Annotated in this window: 17 protein-coding genes and 3 pseudogenes; 17 read left to right on the top strand and 3 right to left on the bottom strand. The window is 61.1% G+C overall.

Translation table 11 applies throughout. From position 1 onward, the window contains the following. Positions 1-30: 30 nt before the first annotated feature. The gene (locus E3T55_RS10715) at positions 31-1,203 is read left to right on the top strand and encodes an acyltransferase family protein (RefSeq protein ID WP_134519568.1); all 1,173 of its coding nucleotides are present in this window, start codon (positions 31-33) and stop codon (positions 1,201-1,203) included. After that, positions 1,200-2,546 carry an O-antigen ligase family protein gene (locus E3T55_RS10710; protein ID WP_134519567.1) on the top strand — a complete coding sequence of 449 codons (1,347 nt, stop codon included), beginning with the start codon at positions 1,200-1,202 and terminating at the stop codon, positions 2,544-2,546. Before E3T55_RS10715 ends, E3T55_RS10710 begins: the two co-directional genes overlap by 4 nt. On the opposite strand, the pseudogene E3T55_RS21260 reads toward E3T55_RS10710, so the two are convergent. The 3 genes and pseudogenes from E3T55_RS21260 to E3T55_RS10700 form a co-directional block, all read right to left on the bottom strand. Beyond that, positions 2,505-2,750, bottom strand: a pseudogene (locus E3T55_RS21260) (acetyltransferase); the annotation flags it as partial. The gene E3T55_RS10710 and the pseudogene E3T55_RS21260 sit on opposite strands and share 42 nt — an antisense overlap. A gap of 525 nt (positions 2,751-3,275) precedes the next feature. Continuing rightward, positions 3,276-3,881 (bottom strand): annotated as a pseudogene (locus tag E3T55_RS21180) (glycosyltransferase); the annotation flags it as partial. Between the two features lie 383 nt (positions 3,882-4,264). Continuing rightward, complete coding sequence (locus tag E3T55_RS10700) at positions 4,265-4,828, bottom strand: LbetaH domain-containing protein (RefSeq protein ID WP_134519565.1); 564 nt, start codon at positions 4,826-4,828, stop codon at positions 4,265-4,267. A 96-nt stretch (positions 4,829-4,924) separates the two neighbouring features. Between E3T55_RS10700 and E3T55_RS10695 the strand changes: the two genes are divergently transcribed. From E3T55_RS10695 to E3T55_RS10635, 15 genes and pseudogenes are all read left to right on the top strand, one after another. Next, positions 4,925-6,190 carry a glycosyltransferase gene (locus E3T55_RS10695; protein WP_134519564.1) on the top strand — a complete coding sequence of 422 codons (1,266 nt, stop codon included), beginning with the start codon at positions 4,925-4,927 and terminating at the stop codon, positions 6,188-6,190. Positions 6,191-6,197: 7 nt separating this feature from the next. Further along, entirely contained in the window at positions 6,198-8,003 is a 1,806-nt protein-coding gene (locus E3T55_RS10690; protein ID WP_134519563.1) for a DUF4012 domain-containing protein, read from the top strand. A gap of 98 nt (positions 8,004-8,101) precedes the next feature. Continuing rightward, complete coding sequence (locus E3T55_RS21030; protein WP_134519562.1) at positions 8,102-8,650, top strand: sortase; 549 nt, start codon at positions 8,102-8,104, stop codon at positions 8,648-8,650. Between the two features lie 244 nt (positions 8,651-8,894). After that, positions 8,895-10,334 carry a tyrosine-protein kinase domain-containing protein gene (locus tag E3T55_RS10680; protein ID WP_134519561.1) on the top strand — a complete coding sequence of 480 codons (1,440 nt, stop codon included), beginning with the start codon at positions 8,895-8,897 and terminating at the stop codon, positions 10,332-10,334. 8 nt (positions 10,335-10,342) lie between these two features. Then, the gene (locus E3T55_RS10675) at positions 10,343-11,014 is read left to right on the top strand and encodes an arsenate reductase/protein-tyrosine-phosphatase family protein (protein WP_166791747.1); all 672 of its coding nucleotides are present in this window, start codon (positions 10,343-10,345) and stop codon (positions 11,012-11,014) included. A gap of 230 nt (positions 11,015-11,244) precedes the next feature. Then, on the top strand, positions 11,245-11,994 hold the full coding sequence (locus tag E3T55_RS10670) for a hypothetical protein (RefSeq protein WP_134519559.1): 750 nt from the start codon (positions 11,245-11,247) through the stop codon (positions 11,992-11,994). A 145-nt stretch (positions 11,995-12,139) separates the two neighbouring features. Further along, positions 12,140-13,540, top strand: coding sequence for a sugar transferase (locus E3T55_RS10665; RefSeq protein ID WP_134519558.1), 1,401 nt, complete (start codon positions 12,140-12,142; stop codon positions 13,538-13,540). Between the two features lie 214 nt (positions 13,541-13,754). Next, positions 13,755-14,933 carry a glycosyltransferase gene (locus tag E3T55_RS10660; protein WP_134519557.1) on the top strand — a complete coding sequence of 393 codons (1,179 nt, stop codon included), beginning with the start codon at positions 13,755-13,757 and terminating at the stop codon, positions 14,931-14,933. Between the two features lie 296 nt (positions 14,934-15,229). Further along, the gene (locus tag E3T55_RS10655) at positions 15,230-16,525 is read left to right on the top strand and encodes an O-antigen ligase family protein (RefSeq protein ID WP_166791746.1); all 1,296 of its coding nucleotides are present in this window, start codon (positions 15,230-15,232) and stop codon (positions 16,523-16,525) included. A gap of 342 nt (positions 16,526-16,867) precedes the next feature. Next, positions 16,868-17,833 (top strand): glycosyltransferase, encoded by a 966-nt coding sequence (locus E3T55_RS10650; protein WP_166791745.1) that lies wholly within the window; start codon positions 16,868-16,870, stop codon positions 17,831-17,833. Between the two features lie 257 nt (positions 17,834-18,090). Further along, positions 18,091-19,248, top strand: coding sequence for a glycosyltransferase (locus E3T55_RS10645; protein WP_166791744.1), 1,158 nt, complete (start codon positions 18,091-18,093; stop codon positions 19,246-19,248). Between the two features lie 140 nt (positions 19,249-19,388). Next, positions 19,389-20,291, top strand: a complete 903-nt coding sequence (locus E3T55_RS20265; RefSeq protein ID WP_166791743.1) for a glycosyltransferase — start codon at positions 19,389-19,391, stop codon at positions 20,289-20,291. Continuing rightward, positions 20,249-21,754 carry a lipopolysaccharide biosynthesis protein gene (locus E3T55_RS10640; RefSeq protein WP_166791742.1) on the top strand — a complete coding sequence of 502 codons (1,506 nt, stop codon included), beginning with the start codon at positions 20,249-20,251 and terminating at the stop codon, positions 21,752-21,754. Before E3T55_RS20265 ends, E3T55_RS10640 begins: the two co-directional genes overlap by 43 nt. Before the next feature lie 401 nt (positions 21,755-22,155). Then, complete coding sequence (locus E3T55_RS20950) at positions 22,156-22,281, top strand: hypothetical protein (protein WP_255455391.1); 126 nt, start codon at positions 22,156-22,158, stop codon at positions 22,279-22,281. Between the two features lie 120 nt (positions 22,282-22,401). Then, positions 22,402-22,878, top strand: a pseudogene (locus E3T55_RS10635) (transposase); the annotation flags it as partial. Between the last annotated feature and the right edge of the window lie 450 nt (positions 22,879-23,328).

The following is a 23,328-nucleotide window of genomic DNA, read 5'->3' as shown; positions in this document are numbered from 1 at the left end:
GTGACCGACCGACAAGATGAGGACTTGCGCATGACCACCCAGCTCGGTTCCCGCACCGATCGAGTTCAATACCTCGACGGCATCCGCGCCATCGCCATTCTCGCGGTCATCTCCGTGCACTGGGCGCACCCGTATCTGCCCTACTTTCCTGGCGGCTACGTGGGCGTGGACATCTTCTTCGTGCTCAGCGGCTTTCTCATCACGAGCATCCTCTGGCGCGGCACCACCCCGGCAAGCCTGGCCTTCCGGTACGGTACGTTTCTGAAGCGGCGCGTTCGACGGCTGTACCCGGCGCTCATCGGGCTGCTCGCGGTGGCCACCCTCGCCATGGCCGTGCTGAACTTTCCGCAGTCCGTGTCGGGCGCCGCCGGTGACGCGCTGCTGGCATCCGTTCAGGCCGGAACCTTCGTGAAAGGCCTCGACCTGACTCAGATGGTGATGTTCGGGCACACCTGGTCGCTGTCGGTGGAGTGGATCTTCTACCTGCTCTGGCCGCTCGGCCTGTACTGGGCGCGTGGCCGCGGAGTCTCGGCCGGCCGCTTGGCGGTCGTCACCATCGCGCTCGCCGCCGCGCTGTACATCGTGGCCCTGCCCGGCACCGGCGAATGGTTCTACTACGGGCCCTTCGCCCGCTCGGGCCAGCTGCTCGTGGGCTGTGCCGCCGCGCTCTGGATGCTCTCCGCCCGGCCCCCGCGATTTGCCGTCGCTCCGTGGCTGCGCACCGTGATCCTGTTGACCGCGCTCGCCGCCCTGCTGGTGTGGGTGCTGTGGGGATCGAACGAGAAGCTGCCGCCCTACCGTTTTCTCGGGTTTCCCCTCGTCACGGTCGCGTCCGTGGCGCTCGTGGTGCTCGGCTCCGTCTGGCACGGCAACCGCGTGGTGGGGCTGTTCGAGGTGGCCCCGCTCGCGCTGCTCGGCCGGGTCAGCTACAGCCTGTACCTGTGGCATCTCGTTCCCATGCAGGTGCTGAGCCACGAGCGCCTCGGCCTGCCCATGCCGGTGCTCGCGGCCATCGGCGTTGCGCTCGCCGTGGTGCTGACCGCGCTCAGCTACCGCTTTCTGGAGGTGCCGTTTCTGCGTGCCCGCGCGCCGAAGCGCCGCTCCGGGCAGCGCCCTGCTCCACGCCTGCTTCCGGCCGAGACGACCACGGCCACAACCACAGCCACAACCACCGCCACAGCCCCCGAGGGGAGCCACCCATGACGCCCGGCCATGCCCGACCCATGGCAGCCCTGGTCTGGTTCTGCGGCGGCGCCCTGCTCGCCTTTCAGACCGGTGAGGGCCTCACGCCCACCAAGCTCGGCTACGTCATCGGAGTCATCATCTTCGTGGTGTTCGCCCTCGTGCACCTCAAGCACGACCTGCCGCCGCACCTGGTGCAACGATTTCGGCCGGCCCTGCTCGGCTGCGCCCTGCTCTCCGGCTGGATTCTGCTCGTCACCGCGTTCCATAGCCTCGCGGTGCGCGGCATCCCGTTTGAAGACTGGGCCCGGGATGCCCTCACCTACCTGCTCATTCCCGCCGGCGTGGTACTCGGCGTGAGCGCCTGCACCGTGCTGACGCTCAGGTTCGTGCGTGGCCTGACCCTGGTCATCGGCACGGTGTCGGCCCTCGCGTTCGCGGTGGCGTGGATCCAACGCCGCGGCTTTGGCGAAGTCGACAGCACCCAGTCGTTGCTGTCATCGATCGTGGCCATTTCGATCGCCCTGGCCCTGTCGTTCGGGCTGGGCCTGGCCGGGGGCCGACGCAACCTGCTCTGGATGGCGCTCGCCGCGGCGCTCGTCGTGGCCGTGCTCGTGACCGGAACCCGCACCGGTATTCTGCTGATCGTGGTGCTCGCCGGCATGGCCGGTGCGGCCCGTAAGCAGCGGGTGGGTTTCTCGCACTTGGTGCTGGGCGGTGTGGCATCCGTCGCCGCCATCGCGGTGCTGCTGCCCACGGCCGGCGCCCTGTTCTCGTCGAGAACGTTCGTCACCGATCGGCTGGCGTCGATTCTCACGGTCTTCAACTCGGATGTGTCGCAGGACTACTCCGGTGCCATTCGTGAACGCGCCTACGCCTATGCGGGGCAGATCTATGTTGAATCTCCGTTCTTCGGGCAGGGGGTGGGGGAGTTCTTTCCCAATCCGAACCCGGGGTCGGGGCTGCTCAACTTCTCCCTCGACACCCCGCTCATGTACCCGGCCAAGTTCGGGCTGTTCGGCACCATCGTGCTGTTCGTGAGCCTGGCCCTCATCGTCTACTCCCTGGTGCGCCGCATGCCCGGTGAGCCGTGGCTGCTCGAGAGCACGGCGGTGCGGGGCGCGGCCCTGTTCTGGGTGTGCCTGCTGCCCTTTGGGGCGACGACCGAAGACAAGGGCTTCGCCGTGGCGCTCGCGCTGGCGCTCGCGCTGGTGGGGGCGGCCGCCGTGGCCGGGCATCCGTCGCAGGCGGCCGACGAGCCCGCACCTGACGCACCCGGTGAACCCTTCGTCGCCGGCCCGGCAGAGCGAGCCGCGCCGCCGCTATCGAGTCTGCGTGGCCGCCGCGCGCATCCGCTTCGATAGCTCATCGAGGCCACGGCTGTGCGCCACCTCGTCGGCCGAGCCGGCGAACCGTCGCCGAATCAGCCGGGCCGGGTTACCGACCACGATCGTGAACGGTTCCACGTCACGGGTGACGACGCTGGCGGCGCCCACGATGGCGCCTTCCCCCACGGTTACGCCGCCCATCACGACGGCGCCGCCGCCGATCCACACGTCCCGGCCGATGGTGACGCGGTCACGCGGGGTGGCCGGGCGGTCGCCGGCCCAGGTCGAGAAGATGAACGGCGTTCCGATCTCGTCGATCGCGTGATCGTCACGGCCCATGATCTGCACCGACTTGCCGATCAGGGCAAAATCGCCGATGCTGCCGTCGGCTTCGACGATGGAGCGCGGGCCGATGCTCACCCAGTCGCCAATGCGCAGGTCGTGGGGGGCGCTCACGATGGCGCCGCGGCCCACGCGCAGGCTCTGACCCACGGTCACGTTCGCGCCAACGGCCAGGCGCTGCAGCACCGTGCGCACCGCGGATTCGGCGGGGCCGCGCAGCCGCCCGCGACCGGTGAGGTTTGACTCCATGGGGGTTCCAATCTCGGTAGCGGATGCCGTGCGTCGCCCCGACCCTACCTCGCGTGGCGCGTCACCCTCGAGCGCGGCCCGCAACCCCGCCGCCATGGCCTCGGCGCTGTAACGCTGCCGCACGAGGTCGCTCAGACTCGCATCCGGTGTCTGATCGCGGTGTGCCCAGAGTTTGTGCAGGCCGTCGGCGAGTGCCTGCGGTGAGTCGCTCGCGCACCAGGTCACGCCGCCGTGGTCGGCGAGCTCAATCTCGGGGGAGTGCGGTTCGTCGCGGGCCACCAGGCAGGGCACCCCGAACCCGAACGACTGGGTGAGTCCGAGGCCGGCGAACCCCGGTGACGCCGAGGCGAATGCGCCCGCGTACTCGGGCCGCAGGGCGTTGGCGCCGTCGATCCAGCCGGGCATCCGCACCCGGTCGGTCACGCCGAGCTCGGCGCACAGGGCACGCAGTGCGGCTTCGGTCTCGCCGGTACCGATCAAGACCAGCCGGGCCTCGGGCACCGCACGGCTGAACTGGGCAAAGCCGCGCACTAGCAGCTCGACCTTCTTGGCCGGCGCAAACCGGCCGACATAGATCACGTCGGTGCGCTCGCCGCCTGATGGGCCCTCGCCGCCGTGAAGGCCCTGACCGCCCTCGACAACCTCTGTACCCGCCGTCACGCTCGCCTGCCGGTAAAGGGCGTTCGGAGCCACCCACACCGGGTGGCCGGGCAGGTCGGTCGCGGCCTGTTCGCGACTGGAATAGGTATACGTGATCGTGCCGTGCGCCAACCGGCGCATCGCGCGGCGCAGCACCGCGGTCGGCGAAGCGCTGCCCTGCATCGGGTACAGGTGGCCCCACACCAGGGTGCGGCGCCCGGTCAGGCGCCGGGCCAGCAGTAGCAGCCAGGCCGACAGGCTGCGCGGGTTGAGGTCAAGCACCGCGGTTCGAGCCCGCAGCACCGCGCCCCAGCCGCCGAGCTGCAGAAAGGCCCGGTTGCCGAGCATCCGCACCAGGCGCACGCTCACGTAGCTGCCCGGCCGGATGCCGGTGGTCACCGAGGGGTCGAGGTGCGCCGGGCTGGCATACAGGGCCAGGCGTGACCCGAGTTGCTCGGTCACGAGGTCGATGCACTCCTGGCGGTAGCGCGGTATCACCGCGAGGTAGAGCACGAAGGGCGCACTCACTCGAATCGTTGTCCCAGCACCGTGCCGGCGGCGGTTCCGAAGATCGCATTGGCGGGCACGTCGCCCGACACCACGGTCCCCGGGCAGATCAGCGCCGACCGGCCGATGCGGCTACCGCCGAGCACAATGCTGCGGGTCGTGACCCAGACTCCCGGCTCAATGTGAATCGGGCGGGTGAGCAGGCCCATGTCGCGCCGGTGGGCGTGGCTGCCGGTGGTGAGAAAACTCTCCTGCGAGATGACGACATCGTGGCCGAGATAGATGTGGTCCTGGTTGTGAAACCACACGCCCTCACCGATCCAGCAGTCGTCACCGATGTGCAGCTTCCACGGAAACCGAACCCGGGTGCGCGGGCGAAAGATCACGTTGCGGCCGATCTCGGCGCCAAACAATCTCAGCACCCGCACCCGCAGGCCCGAACTGATCTGCAGCGGATTCGTCACGAACAGCAATTCGCACAGGCCCCACAGATAGACCACGGCGGCGGGCCGGTTCCAGGCGGCGCGTTCCCCGGGTGCCCGGGCGAGCGACACCACCGGTGCTTTCGAGCGTTGCGTCACGGTGCCTCCTGCCCGCGCTGGTCGTCAGGCTGGCAAAAAACAGTCTAGGTCGATACTCCCTCCCTGTGACCCCTAAACGGGGGATACTCTTTTCTCGTGACCACCCGCCCCCTGCGCATCCTGATTATCGGCCTGCACTACGCCCCCGAAGCCACCGGCAATGCCCCCTACACGACGGCGCTCGCCGAGGGTCTCACCGCACTCGGGCACTGCGTGCGCGTCATCACCGCGCATCCGCACTACCCGCAGTGGCGCATTCGCGACGGTTACGGTGCCCGCACCACCCGTGAGAGCATCCACGGTGTTCCCGTCACCCGCCTGCGCCACTACGTTCCCGCCCAACCCAGCAACCTGCAACGCCTGCTCTCCGAACTCTCCTTTGGCCTGCGCCTGCTCACCACCCGCTGGGGCCGCCCCCAGGTGCTGCTGCTCGTCTCCCCGGCACTGTTCTCCACTGCTGTGGCCCTCTCCCGTGCCCGGCTGCTGCACCGCCGCCTGCCGGTGGGCATCTGGGTGCAAGACCTCTACAGCCTGGGCCTCACCGAGACCGGCACCGGCGGCGGCCGCACCGCCGCGCTCATGCGCCGCATCGAAAGCGCCACCCTGCGTCACGCCACCGGTGTTGCCGTGATCCACGACCGCTTCAAGCTCGCTCTCGTGCGCACCCTCGGGGTGACGGATGACGCGGTGCACGTCATTCGCAACTGGACCCACCTGCCCGAGCCCCCCGCCGTCGACCGGGCCGCGGTGCGCACCGCCCACGGCTGGGCAGCGACCGACACGGTCGTGCTGCACGCCGGCAACATGGGCGTGAAACAGGGCCTCGAGAACGTCGTGGAGGCCGCCCGGCTGGCCGACGCCCGCGGCCTGCCGCTGCGGTTCGTGCTGCTCGGCAACGGCAACCAGCGCGAGGCGTTGCTCGCCCGCGCCCGGGGCATCACCCGCATTCAGTTTCTCGACGCGCTGCCCGACGCCGACTTTCAGGCCACCCTGCGCAGCGCCGACCTGCTGCTGGTGAACGAACTGCCCGGGGTCACCGAGATGTCGGTACCGAGCAAGCTGACCTCGTACTTCAGCACCGGCCTGCCGGTACTCGCCGCAACCGACGCCGGCAGCGTCACCGCCGGCGAACTCCAACTCTCGGGCGGGGGAGTGCGCGCCAACGCCGGCGACCCGGCGGCTCTCGTCGACGCCGTCATCGCGCTCGCGGCCGACCCGGGCCGGTGCCAGTCCCTCGGGGCGGCTGGCCAGAACTACTGCCACGAGAACCTCTCTCAGGCTGCGGCCCTGACCCGGTTTGACCGCTGGGCGCACTGCCTGAGCGACGAGAGCGGTCTCGGCTCCAAGGCCCGTCTGTTTTAATGCTCGTATGGTCTCCACGCCCCTGACGTCTCGCCGTTCGCGCCGCAGCGAACGGTCGCACCCGCGTCGCAAAATCGTGTTGTGGGTGGTTCTCGGGGTGCTGGCGCTCGTGGTTCTGTCCACGGCGTGGGTCGGCGTGCGAGGCTATCTCGCCAAGGGTGAGCTCGAGAGCGCCATCCCGCTGGCCTCCACCATTCAAGAGCAGATTCTCGCGGCCGACGGCGATGCGGCCGCGCAGTCCGTCGACGAGTTGCAAAGTCACTCAGCCACCGCCGCCAGCCTCACGAGCGACCCCATCTGGCGCGCCTACGAGGTGCTGCCCTGGCTGGGCCCCAACCTCACCGCGGTACGCGAGCTCGCCGGCGTCGTCGATGACGTGGCCCAGGATGCCGTGGGCCCCCTCGCTGAAGTCGCTACCACGGTCGATCTCAATGCGTTCAAGCCCGTCGACGGCGCCATTAACCTGCAGCCGCTCGTCGACGCGCAGGGCGACGTCGCCCTCGCCTCCACGGCCCTCACCGCCGCCACTACCCGGGCGTCCTCCATCGATACGACAGAAACCCTCGACGTGGTCACCAACGCGGCCACACAGCTGCAGACCACGGTAGCGACCACGGACACCACAATCGACGCCCTCAACCGTGCGGTGCAACTGCTGCCGGCCATGCTGGGCGCCGAGGGCCCCCGCAACTATGTCTTGATGTTCCAAAACCCTGCCGAGCTGCGCGCGACCGGGGGGATCGCCGGGGCGCTCGCCTTGGTTCATACCGAGAACGGACGCATCGAACTCGCCCAGCAGGCCGATAGCGGGGATTTTCCTCGTTTCGACGCCCCGGTGCTGCCGCTGACCAATGAGACCCGGGGAATCTACGGTGACATCACCGGCACTTACATTCAGAACGTGAACCTCACACCGAACTTCACGACCTCCGGCCCCCTCGCGGCCGAGATGTGGCGCTTGCAGTTCGGGGTTGCGGTCGACGGCGTGATCTCCCTTGACCCGGTCACGCTGAGCTACCTCCTCGCCGCCACCGGACCGATCACGCTGCCCACCGGAGACGTGCTCTCCGCCGACAACGTGGTGCAGTTGCTGCTCGTCGATGCGTATGCGCGCTACGACGACCCCGCCGATCAAGATGCTTTCTTTGCGGCAGCCGCGGCCTCGGTCTTCGAGGCCGTCGCCGGCGGCGGTGCCGACCCGGTGAAACTGATCGACGCGCTCGCGCGCGCCGGCGACGAGCATCGCGTGCTCGTCTACAGCGCGCACGAAGCGGAACAGTCTGCGTTGCTCGAAACGACGATCGCTGGTGCGTTACCGATCAGCACCGACGCGGTAAAACGTCTGGGCGTCTATTTCAACGATGGCACCGGCGCCAAAATGGATACCTACCTCGACGTGAAGTACGCCGTCGGTCAGGTGACCTGCCGCAATGACCTGCGCCCCGAGTTCGGCCTCGACGTGACGCTCACAAATACCGCACCCGCCGACGCTGCAACTTCGCTGCCGGAATATGTCACGGGAGGCGGTGGTTTCGGGGTGACCCCCGGCAACGTCAAGACCTTGGTTTCGGTCTACGGCTCACCTGACATGCAAAACCTCGGAGTGCTCCGCGACGATGCCGAGGTGCCCTATCACCCGGCAAGTGACGCCACCTACCCGGTCAGCACGATCGCCGTTGAACTCGCGCCTGGTGAATCGACGGTCTTGAGCTTCGACTGGTTGGGCGCCGAGCCGTTCGATGGCGACCTTGCGGTGCAGAGCACCCCGATAATTCATCTCCCCGAAACAGAGACACTGGATTTTTCCTGTTAATGTCCCCTAAAGTGGGGGTAGCTTCTTTGAAGCCAGCTTCATTCGAAGCACGCCAGTGCCCGGCGAATTCAGTTTGATCCACAGTAGGGGAATCCACCATGGCAAGAAAAACTTTCGCGGTGATCGCACTGGCGATACTCGCAGTCTTCGCAGTTCCCGCCGCAGCCAACGCTGCCGGCTATGTTCCGGCCGGCAACGTCTCCGTCTCCGGTGACGCCGTTCCCGGCGGCACAGTGACCGTTACGTTCGCTGCTGGTTCCTTCACCCCCGGTGAAGATGTGTCGTTCGCGTGCACCGGCTCCGGAACCGCGACCCTGTCGGCGTTCAAGGCCGCAACCGTGACCCTGGTCAAGACCGCCTCGGCAGCGGGCGCTGCCAGCGTGAACGTCACCCTGCCGGCCAACGCCACGGGCACCTACACCGTCACCGCCACCGGCCTCAGCTCCGGCACCGTCGGCACCGCAGCCATCACCGTCACCGCCATTGATGCGGGTACCGGCGCAGTCAACAACACCGGTGGCGGCCTCGCCAGCACCGGCTACGACGCACCCGTGCTGCTCATCTGGGGCGCCGGCGGAGCTCTCCTCCTCGGCATCGCCCTCGTAGTGGTCCTCACCATGGTCCGCCGCCAGCGCGCCACCGCCTAGGAACCGCCGCCCCTCGCCCCCAAACCCCCCGCTGGTTGAGTAGCCGACACGCTTTATGTCGGCGTATCGAAACCAAGGTGGGCCAATCTCCAACCGCAATGAAGGCCCCGAGCTCCCCAGCCCGGGGCCTTCACTCTGCCACCCCTCACACGAGGGCCAGACCTCCCCCTCACCCCAAACTATGCAAAACTAACAACGGCTCAAACCCTGGCCGAACCCCCGCACCTCAAGGAAAGGCCGCTGAGTGGAACTTCGCGACTACATCAGAATCCTGCGCAAAAGTTGGGTTCTCATCGTGCTCCTCGCCCTCGTCGGCGTCGGTGCGTCAGCCGGCTATTCCCTCTTTCAGACGCCCACCTACAGCGCCACCTCGAAGGTCTTCGTTTCGACGCAAAACGCGGGCACGACCTCGGAACTCGCCCAGGGCAACACCTTCACAGTCGCGCGGGTCAAGACATACTCCGGCCTCGTGTCGACCCCAATCGTGCTTCTTCCCGTCATCAGCGACCTCAACCTGAATGTGACTGCCGCTGAGCTGGCCAACAGTGTTACCGCTTCCGCGCCACTTGACACCTCGATCATTGACATCAATGTGTCCGACACGGACCCGGTGCGCGCGGCCGAGACGGCAAGCGCCATCTCCCAAACTTTGACCACTGTTGTTGACGACATTGAGACCTCAGCGGGCAGCGATGCAGTCTCGCCAGTGAAACTTACCCTCATCCAAGAGGCAACGGTGCCGTCCCTCCCGGTGAGTCCAAACGTGCCCCTCAACATCGCCCTCGGTGCCCTCGTTGGCCTCGCGCTCGGCCTCGGCATCGCCGTCCTGCGCGAAACCCTCGAAATCCGCATTCGCAACGAGCGCGACGTCGAGCAGATCACCGACCTCCCCATCCTTGGCGGCATCGTCTTTGACCCAAAGGCGGGGGAGCGCCCGCTCATCGTGCACGTTGACCCGCGCAGCCCGCGCGCCGAGTCGTTTCGCACCCTGCGCACCAACCTCCAGTTTCTCGATATCGAACGCGCCGATCGTTCGTTCGTCATAACGTCTTCGATCGAAGCCGAGGGTAAAAGCACCACCGGTGCCAACCTCGCCATCGCCTTGGCTGATGCCGGTAGCCGAGTGCTGCTCGTCGACGCCGACCTGCGCCGCCCCAAGCTCGCCGACTATATGGGCATCGAAGGCGCCGTGGGCCTGACCGACGTACTGGTCGGGCGCGCCGAACTCGAAGACGTAATTCAGCCCTGGGGTCGGGCGCAGCTGTTCGTACTGCCGGGCGGCCGTATACCGCCGAACCCGAGCGAACTCCTCGGCTCCGCGCGCATGACCCACCTCATCGCCGAATTTAACCGCACCTTCGACGTGGTCATCTTCGACGCGGCCCCGCTGCTGCCCGTGACCGACGCTGCGATCCTCGCGAAGAACGTAGGCGGCGCGATCATCGTCGTCGCCGCAGGCCGCACCCACAAGAACCAGCTCAAGTCCGCAATCTCGGTGCTAGACAATGTGGGCGCGCCGATCTCCGGTCTGGTCCTGACGATGCTCCCTACCAAGGGCCCCGACGCCTACGGCTACGGCCGCTACGGTTATGGCTACGGTTATGGCTACGGTTACGGCTCCGATCTAGAAGCCGAACAGGCCGCCGAAATCGAGCCCCCCCGCCGCTCCCGCGCCAAAAAGTGACACATTCGTTGGTCGAGCCTGCCGAGACCACCCCGCCCGCACGTGAGCTCACTCTCAAAGTCCTCGTCGTCTGTACAGGAAACATCTGCCGCTCGCCCTTAGCTGAACAGCTCTTGAGAGCCAAAGCTGAGGCTCTCGGCATCCCCTTGACGGTAACAAGCGCCGGCACCCGAGCAATGGTCGGCCGCCACATGACCTCCGAGGCAGCAGCCCTCTCGCTCCACTACGGTGCGCTCAACACCGAACACTCACCATCGCAGCTGACAGAGGCTCTCGTAGCTCAAGCCGACCTCATCCTCACCGCAACGCGCGAACACCGCTCCGAAGTAGTCTCCCTGCTCCCCAAATCAGTCCGCAAAACCTTCACGCTCAACCAATTCGCTCGAATGGTGCCCACTCTCGCCAACCTCGTCGAGCCCCCCATTTCGTTGGTCGAGCCTGTCGAGACCACCCCCGCACAAATCCCGCTGGTCGAGCCTGTCGAGACCCTCAAAACACTCCTCTCAAAAACAGCCGAGGCCCGTTCATTGGTCCAACCCCCAGCCGCTCTAACAGACGATGACATCACCGACCCCTACAAACAACCCCAGTCCGTCTACGACGCCGTAGCCGCCGAAATCAACCAGGCTGCAACCGCTATAGTCGAGTCATTCGCCGCGGCTCTCAACCGGTCAAAGTAATGGCCACCAAATTACGCCGCCGCCACGTCCCAAACGACGGCTACGTCCGTCGCCTCTGGATCTACTTCGCAGTCTTCGCCTTCGTTCTCGTCGACGTCTTGCTCGTTCTCTGGGCCGTCTCAGCCAGAAATGCACCAGTTGCCGCGGCACCCACGTCATCCGCGGTCACAACCGCTGAAACGCCGGCACCGACAGCAACGCCCGAGCCCGCACAATCTGCGGTCTCCTCGGTGACCACGGCAGTTGCGTCAACCCGCATCATCACGGCCCTCAACGACACAGTGGCCTGGCGTGCAACAACCGGTCCCTGCCCCGAAACCGCTGCATCCCCTGAGTACACCCTCGATGGCGGCCTCACCTGGACTTCCACCAACGCCACCGGCCCGACCGGCATCACCGCTCTTCAGTCGATCACCGTCGAAGACGACGGCATCGCCTCAATGATTGGTCTCTCCGGCGAAGGCTGCTCCCCAGAATTTATCAAGACCTTCATCGCCGGCGACAACTACCGCTCCTACCCCGACCAGCTCGACGATGCCTGGATCATCGATCCCGCAGACCGAAGTGTTTTCCAGACTGCTGGCGGTGAAATCGCCGCTCCATGTGCCGAGGTCATTGCGGTTGCCCCCAGAGATTCAAGTTCCGCCGCCGTCTTGTGCGCCGAACAAACCCTCTTTATAACAGACGATTCGGCGGCTACCTGGTCTGATCCGGTACCAATCTCGGGTGCTGTCAATCTCTCAGTAGCTGAAACCGGCTACCGCATTGCTACTGTAGGTAAGGCAGAGTGTGCTGGGGTGCAGTTGAGCACGCTTTCTGCCGAAGGAGTCATCGTCGTTACCTCGTGTGTAGACGATGAAAGGTCTGCGAGCGAACTGTCCAGCAGTATCGGTATTTCCGAGGTGGACGGTGCCTTATGGGTCTGGGTGGGAGACATCGTAAAGAAATCGTTGGACGGGGGAGCAACATGGGAATCATAGACAGTGCCTGCAATCAGGGAATTTGAACGCAAGATTAATCGCCAGGGCGACTCCCGCGCGTATTGTTCGTTCGACTGAATCGCGCGCTGAGTCTGGTTCTACGAACGTCGATCCTAATTGGCGTGCTCGCTACGCCCGCTACCTCATGATCACTGACCTGTTGGTCCTCATTTGGGTCGTCTTCGGTGTTCAGATTGCGTGGTTCGGTTTTGCCGCCGCCGATCTCACTCTCCGCGGAAGCCTCAACGAGGTCGCGATCAACTACGCCACCATTTCGGTCCTGATAATTGCTGCGTGGATGCTGGCTCTTGGGGCGTACGGCTCCCGGGGCTATCGAGTAGTTGGCACCGGCTTTCAGGAATATCGACTGGTCGCGGATGCAACAATTCGACTTTTCGGCCTGGTGGCGCTCGTCGCATTCCTGTTCAAGATCGACTTTGCACGCGGTTACATTCTCATAGCGTTCCCTCTCGGGCTGCTTGTCCTGGCCGCGTCACGCTGGATGTGGCGACAATGGTTGAACGTGCAACGCCTCAACGAGCGCTTTTCATCGCGAGTCATCCTGGTCGGCTCATTAGAGTCTGTTAGCCATCTCCAACAGGAGCTGGCGCGTCAGCCCGAGGCTGGCTATTTGGTCGTAGCTGTGTGCGTTCCGAATGGAAGTGAGCAGGGACTTCTGGGTGACACAAATATCCCGATCTCAGTCGATCTCGATTCACTCCAGATCGCTATGGACGAGTCTGCAGCAGACACTGTGATCGTGACAAGCAGCGATGAGCTTCCCCCCCAACGCATCCGAGAGCTGAGCTGGAGTTTAGAACCTGGGCGCCAGCACCTGGTTATGGCGCCGAGCCTCACTGATATCGGTGGCCCGCGCATTCACACGCGACCTGTCTCCGGGTTGCCGCTCATTCACGTCGAAACTCCACGCTATGAGGGCCGCAAGCTTTTCGCCAAAAGGTCATTTGACGTTATATCCTCTGTGGGCTTGGTTATCTTGCTGTCGCCGTTCCTCTTAATAATTGCTGTTGGCGTGCGTCTGAGCACACCGGGGCCGGTCCTTTTTCGACAGGAGCGCATCGGCATAAACGGCGAGCCCTTTCACATGTTGAAATTTCGATCAATGGTGACGGATGCCGAAGCCTTGCTTGTTGGTCTGAAGTCGAAAGAGCGCCAAGAAGGCAACGCGGTGATGTTTAAGATGAAGGACGACCCGAGGGTGACGTCAATAGGGCGATTCCTGCGCCGCTACAGCTTGGATGAACTTCCTCAGTTGTTCAATGTTCTGGGTGGAACTATGTCGCTCGTAGGCCCAAGGCCACCTCTCGAAGGCGAAGTGAGCCAGTACGAAACCCACGTTCATCGTCGCTTTCTCGTGAAGCCAGGTATCACGGGTCTGTGGCAGGTAAGCGGCCGATCGAACCTGTCATGGGAAGACACGGTACGTCTCGATCTCTACTACGTGGAAAACTGGTCCATCACGGGCGACCTTATAATCCTTTGGCGAACCGCTAAGGCCGTTGTGGCAAGGGACGGCGCCTACTAGCGCAACAATCAGGGAGTAAGCTGGGCGTCCTACGTTTGCCGTCGTCATTCCAGACGCAACGGCTCCGTGGAACTTTCGGATTCAGCATCACGGAGGGAAAGAGATCTTCCGCGTGCATCCCAGGTGACCGGTTCGCTAGGTGTTCAGCTGGTGTGCTGGGCATGTGAAGAACTCTGTAGTGTGGGCATGCAGCGATTAGGGGGAAGGTACGGAAATGCGCATTCTTCACATAACCGAAGCATTCGGCGGTGGGATAATTACTGTCCTGAATAGCATAAGTCGCGGGCAGGCCGAGAACGATGCAGAAGTCGATGTCTTTTATCTGCCACGATCGCAGGCGCCATCGGAGGAGACCGTGAGGTCGCAATTTCATCCTGACGTCCACTTACGCAGAATGTCCGTTCACAGGAGAACGCTAGTCACATATATGGCGCTCGCGCTGACCATTCGGAGAGCGATTACCTCCCGGCGATATGACGTCATCCACCTCCATTCCTCGAAAGCCGGGGTCATCGGTCGTTTGGCAATGCTCACAGCACGGAGAACGTGCAAAGTATTTTACTCACCGCACGGCTTCGCCTTCTTGCAGCTGGATATGAATCGGGGGGTCAGAACTGTCTCCCTCATGATCGAACGAATGTTGGCTCGAATCGGCGACGGTCCCATATTGACTTCTCCCTCCGAATACAGTCTTGCCCAGGAAAAGCTCCACCCGCCGAGATTATTCAATCTGAGGACTGGCATCCCCGCGAGTCAAATCCGCGCCAAGACGACAGGGTCTTCGTTCGCCGAAAGTCGACCTTTGATGGTTGCGATGGTTGGGAGGATCTGTTATCAGAAGGCGCCGTGGCGATTCGCGAAAGTCGCCGAGCGGCTTTCCGATCAGGCTTCCTTTTTCTGGATCGGTGATGGGCCTGCCGACCTCGCAGAAAAGTGGCTGGGCGGCGGTCCCGTGGTCATCACGGGATGGATGAATCCGGCTGAATTAGAAACGATGCTTGACGCGATCGACATCCTGGTCTTTCCCACACTATGGGAGGGCATGTCGCTCGCGCTCATGCAGGCACAGGCGCAGGGGATCCCCGCGATCGTGTCGAATGCCGTGGGCAATGTGGACTCTGTCGTCCACGGTGAGACTGGGTATATTTGCGATAGCGACGATGATTTTATCGAAAAGACAAGGCTGCTTCTCTCTGACAGCGGATTGCGAGAGCGCATGAGCTCCGCGTCACTTGATTGGGCTATGTTGTCATTGACAGATGAAAACGTTGGGCGCGATTCTCTGAGGATCTACGGAATGACGGTCCGGCGGGCCGTGCAGGAAAAGCCTTTTCTTTCATCAGAGACGAATGTCAGCGGCGGAAAAGTCGCTTCCAACCCAACACCAGTCTGATAGTCGGACCGCAACAACACAGTTGCGAGCTATCTCCGGCTGAAGCGGCTCGGGTCGATATGCCGGGCTAGCTACCTCAGTCAAACAACGAAGCCCGCGTTGGTCTCTGGGCGGAATTGTTGGGAATAACTGTTAGAGTCATAGAGTTTTGACGGGTTTGCCATGTTTCAACGTATCGGATCGGTAGGGTTGTAATGCATGCCCGAAGAAATACGACCTTGCAAGTCTCAACCCCTGTGCGGCCTTACCGCCTGTCTGACTTGGCAACCCGCTCAGAGGCCTTAATCTCGCTGCTAGTGATACTGCTCTGGGCGCAGTCCATTGTTCCTCTAACTCTCCAAGCTTGGTTCTTCGACAAGAGGCAGTCGCTCGCCAATGATGTCTACTCAATGGCGCCCATTCCTGCCTTGTTGACCAGTGGACTGGGCGCACTAGTACTTGTGGTCGCGGTGGCAACAATTTTTCTAGGGGTGCAGGCCCGCTCCCAACAGCGTCCACCACCGGCTGTGTTGGTCGTAGCGGTATCGCCGTGGTTATACATTGTCAGCCGGGATCTGTATGCGGGCCACACGCCCAGCTCTGCCAGCTATGCGTATCCGCTTGTTCTAACAGCGCTATGGCTCGTGAGTTCTTCTGTTGACAGAATTTTGTCGCTGCTGGGCTTGCTAGTATTTTCAACCGCTGCCCTCAGCATCTTGATGGCTGTGTTCGTGCCAGCTTCAGGCATCTATCGTTCAGCGTCTGGAATATTCGCTGAGGCCGAGAAAGAGATTCTTCCCTGGGGCCTGCTAGTCGGCATGTTTGGTAGCCCCAACAACCTGGGTCAGTATCTCGCGCTTGGTTTTGCGGCACTGTTCTTTATTAGAAATCGCTTTTTCAAGGTCCTCGCTGTCTCAGCGACAAGTTTTGCGGTGCTTTGGACGTCGTCGCGTTCCTCTGTTCTGGCCGTCGGGTGTTGTTTAGTTTTGGCTTTTATTCTCAGCAGAGCTGGTAAGCGTCCGCTGATTCGACGTTCTATTCCTTTTGTGCTCCTCGGTCTCTTGATTTACGTCGCCGCTTTGCCCTTCGTCACCACAGATCCGTCAAGTTACACCAACCGTGGACACATTTGGGCCGAGAGCTTGCGTAGCGCGCAGGCAGAGCCGGTCTTCGGTCTAGGCTCTAGTTGGTACCAGGATATTGCTGGGTATTATAATCAACTGGGCAGTCTTGCGTTCCACGGTCACAATCAAGTTGTTCAGACGATTGTCACAGGGGGGTCTGTCTTCGCGGCCCTCGTGCTTGCTCTTATATTGCTTCTTATCGTAAGGGCCTCCAAAGAAGGCCGGCACGGGCATTTCTATCCTGCGCTTTTTCTTTCTGCGCTGCTCATTAGCTGTGCTCTCGAGGTCTCCCTGGGATTCGTAGACCGGACATTTCTCTTCAGTGTGTTCTTGGTTCCGATCGCCCTGATTCTCTTCGGCCGACGAGAATTGCCAGTTCGGGTATCGACTTCACTGAACATGTCCGCGCACTCTCCTGCCTCGGGTCAGCGTGATTTGAGGAGGCCTCACGCGCCTCGCTTCAGTACAGTTCAGTGCGATGCAATGTAGTTCGGTAGGTTTCGTCGCATTCGTTCCACAAGCGATTCACGCCCGCGATATGCTCGCCGCTCAGCGTGTGCCAAACTCTAATGTAGGGACGCACGAGGGCTCCGTCCGTTCTAGAGGAAATCGACTAGAACCGGCCACTTGCGTGCTTGGCTGTGGTTAGTTTCATGGTCTTCTACTGTCGACTATTACATGCACAGTTAGAAATATTGGGGGGAAACACATCATCACACTTAACGCCGATACTGGGAAAGCACACACACACGAAGCACGTCGCAGCGTGCTTCGCCCAGGCAATGGTTGCTCGCGGACGGCGCTGGCGAGGTGAATCAAACTGACGGGACTATGAGGAGCGTCGGGGAACCTTCCTTCGCCATTTCAGTGTGCATCCCGACTTTTAACCCAGACCTCAAATACTTGAAACTGTTGCTTGAAAGTCTTGAGCGTCAGACACGGGCAGATTTCAACGTAATCGTATCTGATGACGCCAGTGCGAACGCGGATTTGATAAAGGCGGTCTTGTCTACCTGCAAACTCAATTGGCGGGCTGACTGGTCTCCCGTGAGCATCGGGATGGCGGCAAACTGGAATCGATGTGCTCAATTGGCGACGGGGCAATTTATCCTCGTAACTGGTCAGGACGACTTGCTCATGCCGGAGGCTCTTGAACAGCTTGTCTCCCAAGCTCAGGCTTCCAATTCTGATGTGGTCTTTAGCGTGCCGCACTTCGTCACCGAATCAGGCGACGAACTGCAGAATCCAAGTAGCGCCGTGACGGCGGACTCCATCTTTCCGAATGGCGACGTTCCCATGAACAACCGAGCGACCATTGTGCTGGGTCTACTGTACGGCAACGTATTTGGTGATCCGTGCAGCACGCTTATTCGCCTGGATTCTTTTCGTGCACTAGGCGGCTTTTCGACCGAATACGAACACGCTGTCGATTTAGAACTGTGGTTGCGGATGGCGGCGGGCGGAGTAGCAATTACTCGAATTTCGAAAGTAGTCGCGTCTCACCGCGCGCACCAGAAGAATGCGACGTCTGTTCACGTCAGGAGTGGAGCGTCTCAACGCGATCGAGATCGATTGGCCGTGGAGTATGAAGCGTCTGAATTTGCTGATGCCACGTGGAACCGCATCGTCGCTCGCCTGCACTTGCATCGCCTTCACGATCTGATGCGCTATAGGACGGCATCTGAGCCGATCTCGGTACGTATGCGAGGTGGAGGACGAACGCGTCTGCGGGCCATAGCAGGCGAGATAACAGAAACGTTTGGCTGGACTGAACCGATTGGGCGTTCGCTACTGTGACCTGCGCTACTTGCGGCTACCGAAATAGTTAACTGAACACTCATGGTTTAGACCGAGAGGGCCGCATTCGAATGTGACACCTGTTTCGTTCGGATGCAGGCGTCTTGGTACATCTGTTGTGCCTGCTCGGTACACCTATTTGAGCTGAATGCCTCTGAGCTCAATTTTGGTGATGTGGTCAGAGATCCTCGGTCCGCGGTACCGGTATGCCTAAGCATCTAGCAAGACCAAGTAGACACTCATCGCCGAATGCTGAAATGGACGTAGACAGTAAAATGAAGATACTTCTGGTTTCTCACAGTCCCGATCTCGTGGGAGCGGAACGAAGCCTCCTGTCCTTAGCGCAAGAATTGGTAGAGCGCGGTCACCAAGTCTCGGTTGCCGTGCCGGAGGATGGGCAACTCAGTTCGCAGCTCCTCCTCGCCTATCCCGGCGTTGTTAGGGTCATAAACATCCAGACGCACTCGTGGATGGGTCCCCGCCAATTCGGCATTATTGGCTTGGCGCGACTGGGACAATGTGCGATGGACTTAGTCGAGTACCTTCGCCTGCTCAGACGTTCTCAATTCGACCTGGTCGTAGTGAATACGGGCGTGACGCCTGCGCCGCTTCTTTCTGCGAAAATCGCCCATGTTCCAGTGGTGACCATAGTTCGTGAGAGTCTACAAACGAACCCGTCACTGAGATCGTTCTTGCCACGCCGATTGATTAGAGCCCTGATTGCCAGATGGTCCACCTCGGTAGTGTGCGTCTCAGAGTACATTCGCCAGCAGTTTGGGCATGCTTCAGTCGTTCGATATCCTCAACTTTCGACTCATTTTTTGAAGCAACTCGAGACGGCGGAATCCGGCAACGCGGGTTCGTCTGAGTTGCGCGCCGTTATTATTGGCACGGTGAATCAGGAAAAGGGGCAGCTTGATGCGGTGGCGGCGGTTGTTAACGCCCGAGAGACGGGAGCGTCCGTTCGGCTTGATATCTACGGCCCGGCATCGGATCGCCAACGCATCTGCTTGCACAGTGAGATCGAAAGACTCGGCGCCCAAGATTATGTGCAGTATCACGGAGAAATCCCGGAAACGTTCAGCGTCTTTTTAGAATCTGATATTTCGCTGGTCTGTTCGAAGAATGAGGCTTTCGGCAAAGTCACGGTTGAATCAATTCTCGTTGGCACGCCGGTGGTGGCCTACGCGCGCGGCGGGACTGTCGAAATCTTGGCGGCGGGCGGCGGATGCCTCGTGGAACCGACTGTTGCCGCGTTGACATCGGCCATCGTCGACGCCTGTCGCGATCGCGAGTTGATTCAACGTTGGCGTATTGAGTGTGCGCACCACCCGATGCGGGAGCCAATTACCGTGTCGGCACAGACCGTCGTTGACGATTTTGAACATCTCTACTCGAATCGGGTCCTGCGATGATGCGGGCGAACCAATCAAGATCGAGACCTAAAGTCGTACTCCAGGCGGTGCCGGCACCGCAAGCTGATACGAATCCCTACCTCTTGCAATTATTTCGAACGCTCCCTACGGACATTGAGGTCCGGTACCTCAGCTGGACCTTGCTCATCTTCGGACACTATGACCTGCTACACGTGCACTGGCCAGAGGTGTTCATTCGAGCTAAATCGAGGCCTCGCAGGGCTGTCAAGTATTTCCTCTTTATGCTCTTACTTCTCAGAATTAAGGGTTCGAGGATTCCGGTCGTTAGGACGCTTCACAACATGACGCCACATGAGTCGTTTGACGCTGGATTTGGTCGACGTCTGTTGAGTATGCTCGATTCTTTGACTTCGGTCTGGATAAGCCTGAATCCGATCGTCCCGGACGCGATCAAGGCTAATAGCACAATCATTCTCCATGGTCACTATCGCGATTGGTTCTCCAGCGGGATTGTCCCGACAGAACCAGGCAGGATTCTCTTCTTCGGCCTCGTGCGCCCATATAAAGGGGTTGAAGAGCTAATTCAGGCATTTCGGGCCGCCGAGAGGAGTTTGTATTCGCTGAGAATTGTCGGAAGAGCCGAATCGAGTCAAGCCGCAGAGAGCGTCGGCAAACTCGTGCTGGAAACTCCCAGAGTGACTGCACGCCTCGAGTACATATCCGATTCCGAACTGGCGGAAGAAGTGGGCCAGGCAGAACTTGTAGTTCTCCCGTACAGGCGGATGTTCAATTCTGGGTCCGCTATTCTTGCTCTGTCGCTCAATCGCCCCATCCTTGTTCCTAGAAATTCTGTCACTGTGGCTCTCGCTGATGAGGTCGGCCGGTCATGGGTTCACCTATACGACGGACAGCTTCGAGCTGACCACCTAAGCGATGCATTTGCAGCCATTGCGAGCCTGGCGGATGGGCCGCCACCAGATCTAAGTCGACGGGACTGGACAAAAGCAGGAATTGCGTTAGGCGGAATCTACAGATCTCAGTGGGCATCTTCGCTAAATCCGACGCCAAAAGAGAAAATCTAGTGTCGACGACAATCACGTCACCGGCTGGCGCGGCCCGAGGTGCCGCGGTCAGTCTCGTTGCCCAGGTTTTCCGCTTCATCATTCAGATGGTAGGCTTGGCCCTGCTCTCCCGCCTGCTTGAACCGAGTGCTTTCGGCCTCCTAGCCATGATCCTTGCGGTCGTCGGGTTGGCGACAGTCCTTGGGGATTTTGGGCTGTCCCTTGCAGCCGTGCAGGCTCCGACGTTGAGTCAGGCCCAGAAGAGTGCGCTGTTTTGGGTAAACGCACTCATTGGAGTCTTGGCTGGTGTGTGCGTATTTTGCCTAAGCGGGCCTCTGGCAATTTTTTACGAAAGGCCAGAGTTGACCGCTCTGACCCAGCTGCTAGCACTGGTCTTCTTGCTGAATGCGCTATCGGCTCAGTTTCGAGTTGAACTGACACGCCGTCTCGATTTCGTGGGTTTGGCCTGGTCAGACGCACTCGGCCCATTAGGGGGCCTAACCATCGGTGTGGGTATGGCCCTAGCTGGATTTGGCGTGTGGGCGTTGGCTTGGCAGCAGATCGCGGGAGCTGGCTTCACGCTGGCAGTCTTGGTGGTTCGAGCGAGATGGGTTCCGGGTAGTCTGCTTCCCATGCCAAACCTCCGGAATTTTTTGGCATTCGGTGTGGCGACGACGTCAACTCAAGTGTTGAACTATGCAAGCGTGAATATCGCCTCGGTCGCCGTTGGAAAAGTCCTCGGCGCATCGACTCTGGGGATCTACAGCCGTGCATTCCAAATCTTCATGTTGCCTCTCCAGCAGATGGCCGCTCCACTTACACGTGTCGCGCTACCTATTCTTTCAAGACTTGTGGGCGATGAGAGGTACAGCGCCTACGTCTGTCGGGCGCAACTTCTCATGAGTTACTCCTTGGTGCCGGCCCTTCTCGCCATGGCCTTGGTCGCCGAGCCCGTCGTCAGGTTGGTCTTAGGCCCGGGTTGGGAGGACGCCGGATCTGTTCTTCGAATTCTGTGCTTTGGTGGCGTCTTTCAAGCTCTCGGCTACACGTACTATTGGGTCTTTCTGTCCAAGGCAAGAATGGGCGTGATGTTGGGGTGCGAACTCGTCGGGCGAGTGGTCATGATTGCTCTGACACTGGCTCTGGCGAATTTCGGAATTGACTATGTTGCCGCCGCATATTCGATCGGCCTATTCATGATCTGGCTCGTTTCGAGTGCTTTCGGCCTCAGACTTGTTGGCATCTCCGCTGCAGCCCTGCTGGGCGTTACACTCCGCCCTGTGTCACTGTTCTTTGGTATTTTTGTTCTGATCGCGGGCGCGGACTGGCTCCTCGACTTTCAGCAGTACGGCGCATTTGTGCACCTCGGTATTCTGGTGACTCTTTCCATGCTCCTTTTTGCTATCGCCATTGCCGCACTCAGATCCCTTCGTTCAGATTTAGGCATCGTTCTTGCGACTGGTCGCATGGCCCTTAAGAGATAGTTGCTGGCTAGTAGCGCTGTTGTGGCGCAATTCCCGGGATTCCCCTACGTGTCAGGGTTGGGTGAGGCCAGTAGCTAAGAGCAAGTCTGCCGAATGACTTAGGGCGAGAACCAGGAAACCACCACCATTTCCAGCCCGTCTTTGATCGCCGTGCGCGACGATAGTCATTTGAGTGGCGAGTAGTCCGACTCGGTACGGTTAGTCCACGTTGTTGGTATGTGAACTCTCAGGTCATTGTTTACATCGTCACTCAGGTCTTCGTTTACAGGCTCTCTCACGGCATCGTTTACAGGTAGCAGGCGTTTAGTTGAGTATTTGCCGGCGCGGGGGCCGTTCAATATTGTCTTCGGGGGCCACGAATATTGCCTTGAGGTGCCAAGCAGTTGCGCGGCCGGGGGCCAGTGGTATCCGAACGATCGACGGGCCTGTATCTCGTCCTGGCCGGCGGCGAGATTGAGCACATCGTGGCCGTCGGTCTGGCCCGGAGCGCGGTGGGCACGATGCAGTCCCTGATCGCGTTGGCGTGAACCCGGCACCTAGGACGGCCCCGAACAGAAGTATCCGGTGGCTTCACAATACGCTACTTTCATTTCCGACAAGTGGCCCCGAAGGTCAATAACACCGGCCCCCAGGAGAGCGAATAGTCATCGTCAAGGCTGATGCTGACTGCGCTCATTCAGGGAGTGCGGGACCCAGCGGTTCTTGCTGAGTTCGCCCAACGGCGGATGCGATCCAAGATCCCGGAGTTGGTCGAGGCCCTTACTGGGCGATTCACTGAACACCATGCGTATCTCGCCCAACTGCACTTGGATCAGATCGATGCGCGGACTCTGGCGATCGAGTCACTCACGGCCCGAATCGATCTCGCCATGAAACCGTATGAGTCGGTGCGCGATGCACTCGTCACCGTTCCAGGGGTCTCCACTCTGGTTGCTGACGTTCTCATTGCTGAGACCGGAGCTGACATGACCGTCTTTCCGGACGCCGGACATCTGGCTTCATGGGCCGGCGTCTGCCCAGGTTCCAATGAGTCGGCCGGCCGAGTGAAGTCATCCAAGACCATGGCCGGGAACAAGTATCTGAAAGCGGCTCTGGGCATAGCCGCGCTGGCGGCGTCGCACAGTGGCGAGTAGCCCTTGAAGGTAGCGCTGGTCCGGCGACCTGGTCCACGTTGTTGGTACTGCCATTCCGGGGAGGTGGAACTGGCCGATGATGGCCAGCAGTCGGTGATCACGGTTGTCCAGGATCGAGAAGCTGACGCATCCCACTATCTCGTCCTAGCTGCGTCCCTCGAATCCCAAAGCGGCAATGGCTTTGCAGCTCGCTATCAACGCCCCCGTTGGGAATCCGGAACGCCCGTCGCGCTGTCGTCCTCCCAAGGAGATAAGTCTTGATGCCCGTAGTTTCAGCTCTGTGGAATATCAGTACCAACAACGTGGACTACCCGTACCAACTCGGACTACGCGCCACCTAAGTGAATATTGGCTTCCGAGGGAGCCGGGGGTGGTGCGGATGAAAGCCGTTACGCCAAACCATGAATCGTGTCGTTCAGAGCCAGAGCTGGCGTCGTTGAG

It is taken from the genome of Cryobacterium frigoriphilum (assembly GCF_004403305.1).
In the GTDB taxonomy this organism is placed as follows: Bacteria; Actinomycetota; Actinomycetes; order Actinomycetales; family Microbacteriaceae; genus Cryobacterium; species Cryobacterium frigoriphilum.
This window is presented reverse-complemented; position numbering and strand designations above follow the sequence as displayed.